2 protein-coding genes are annotated in these 2,181 nt (G+C 39.8%); both read right to left on the bottom strand.

All coding sequences use genetic code 11. From position 1 onward, the window contains the following. Nucleotides 1–179: 179 nt before the first annotated feature. Nucleotides 180–746 (bottom strand): hypothetical protein, encoded by a 567-nt coding sequence (locus tag GQS10_RS22710; protein WP_166246580.1) that lies wholly within the window; start codon nucleotides 744–746, stop codon nucleotides 180–182. Between the two features lie 210 nt (nucleotides 747–956). Then, on the bottom strand, nucleotides 957–1,541 hold the full coding sequence (locus tag GQS10_RS22705; protein WP_243735362.1) for a hypothetical protein: 585 nt from the start codon (nucleotides 1,539–1,541) through the stop codon (nucleotides 957–959). Nucleotides 1,542–2,181: the final 640 nt, after the last annotated feature.

Below are 2,181 nucleotides of genomic sequence, written 5' to 3'. Positions count from 1 at the left end.
CTTGTGAGTGGGCTCTCCTTTTTGATTCACCAGTAATTGCAGATAACGTTCTTGCATTCACGAACTCCCGAAGGGAGTTGTCGCAGCATCAGCTTCTTCGAACCCACGTCTGCGACCGAGGGCGTTAGCCCGATGCGTGAATGCGGTGTTATCAGAAGTTTCCCGCCTCTTTGAATAAGCTACAGGTTAATTGTTTTTATTAAATCCTCAATAAAATAGGATATTCCAGCGTTAATTACTGCTAAGGTGATTATTGATAATACAATAGAATTACTATTTATGAAATCATTATTAATGAAAGATAACCATTTCCATCTCACATTAACCTCACGGACGTTAAGAAAAAAATCATTTAATTCTAAGAGCACTTCGAAATAAACAAAGAAAAAGACTGAAAAGAGTACCCAAACGTTCTGTGTTAGTTTATCTACTACTGAAAATTGAATAATCACGACAACCCAAGCAGTGAATAAGATTTTAAAAAAAGACTTGGTGAAATAAGCAAAAAACCTAAGGTGTCCTGATCCGACCATAATAAAAAAACCAATTGCTGCAATATTAACGGTAATGATCGGGGCCAAAACTCCCATTAACTCCGTACCATTTAAAGCTCTTACCCATAAAACCATTGAAAGTAAATAGATGAAGAAGGTAAGTCCAATAGATATTAACAACTTTGGACCTACTAAAATCATTTTTCTAATTTCTCTTCGTTTTCTCTCATTTTTTTGAGTTCTAGTTTCCATCAACTCACTCCTGGTTTTGGGGAATTTCTGATAACGTTGTTCTATTCACGAACCCTCACTGGCTTAAGGGGCGCCAGCCCCGGGTCCGACGGACTTAGCCAGTGCAGGGTTGTCTGCTGATTCCGCTTCTTCGAAATGCCTCTGCATACCAAGGGCCGTTAGGCCCGCAGCGTGAATACGGTGTTAGCCGAAGTACTTGCCTTCCCTGGATTATCCATCGAAATATTTATGTTTCTTGTTCTTATATAAGATTCTGCCGAATTCTTCTGTTGGTGGTATTATACGAATTATTCTGTTTGCTGCTATTGATTTCGTTAGTACTATCTGGTAATCCTCTAGAATATATTCCATAAAATTAGCATCAGTCAGTGTTTCCTTATACAATTCAGGTCTCTTTTGTAGTTCTTCCCTACCAAGTTTTATATAATCAATGTCATTTCGTAACCATTCGGTCGTGCGTAAGATACTTCTTTCTCCAATTCGCCAAATTATTGTATTTTGTATTTCAATTCCAAGTTGTGCTAGTGTCTTTATAGACTTCATAAAATTATCTTTTGTTGTGGCTCCCATGAAATGGCCAAAGTATGCTGGCAAGTCTTGTTCTTCAACTCTAAATATAAAGCCATTGTATCTTTTCCCATCTCGCCTAAACCTTTTTAGCGCTTTCATCCACCATCTATCTAAAGAAAGGTGTCCTGTTAATGGGAAACAGTACACCCCGTTTTGACCTTTTTTAATTCCGTTTTTAATAATATTTTTTGAATTGTTTACTGGAGACCAGTGAACGACAAGCATAAGGTCAACTCCTGGATTATAAATTTCTTGCAAGTATTTCGGCTAACGTTCTTGCATTCACGAACCCGCCAGGGTTGTCCGCTGATTCATCTTCCTCGAAAATGCCTCTCGCGGACCAAGGGCCGACTTCCTCGATCTTCTTCTCCGCCAGCCCGCAGCGCGAATGCTGTGTTATGCGACGTTACCCGCTTCCCCGAAAATGCCCAAGAAATCGTCTATTTGTTCTTTTCGCTTTTCATTGTTCATATATGGTTGGGTTTCATCCGATTCTTCTTAAGGTGGCGCAAAAGGGCGGAAATGCCGATTCGTTCAAGGGAGGGTAAACTAACCTTCCTTGTTTTTTGGCATTTCGTTTTCCTAGCCCTTTTTGTGCCTTTTGATCGGATGAACACTTTCCAAACCATATGTAACAATGAAAACGATACGTATACACAAATAGACGATTTCTTAAGGAATCCTTCATCATCAAACCAATTGTCTATCCGATGAATCCAAGCTGCGCGTATCGATTCATCCTTCTTCTTCGAAATTTACCCTCGCTTACAATTGGTTCTTGATGATTTGATTCCTTGTGGGCTTCTTCTCTTTGTTCACGGGTAATGTCGTATAACGTTCTTGCATTCACGAACCCCGCCAGGGG

The organism is Paenibacillus turpanensis, from assembly GCF_011421635.1.
GTDB classification, from domain to species: Bacteria; Bacillota; Bacilli; order Paenibacillales; family YIM-B00363; genus Paenibacillus_AK; species Paenibacillus_AK turpanensis.
Note: the sequence above shows the minus strand (reverse complement) of the source record. Positions and strands in the feature narration are given on the sequence as shown.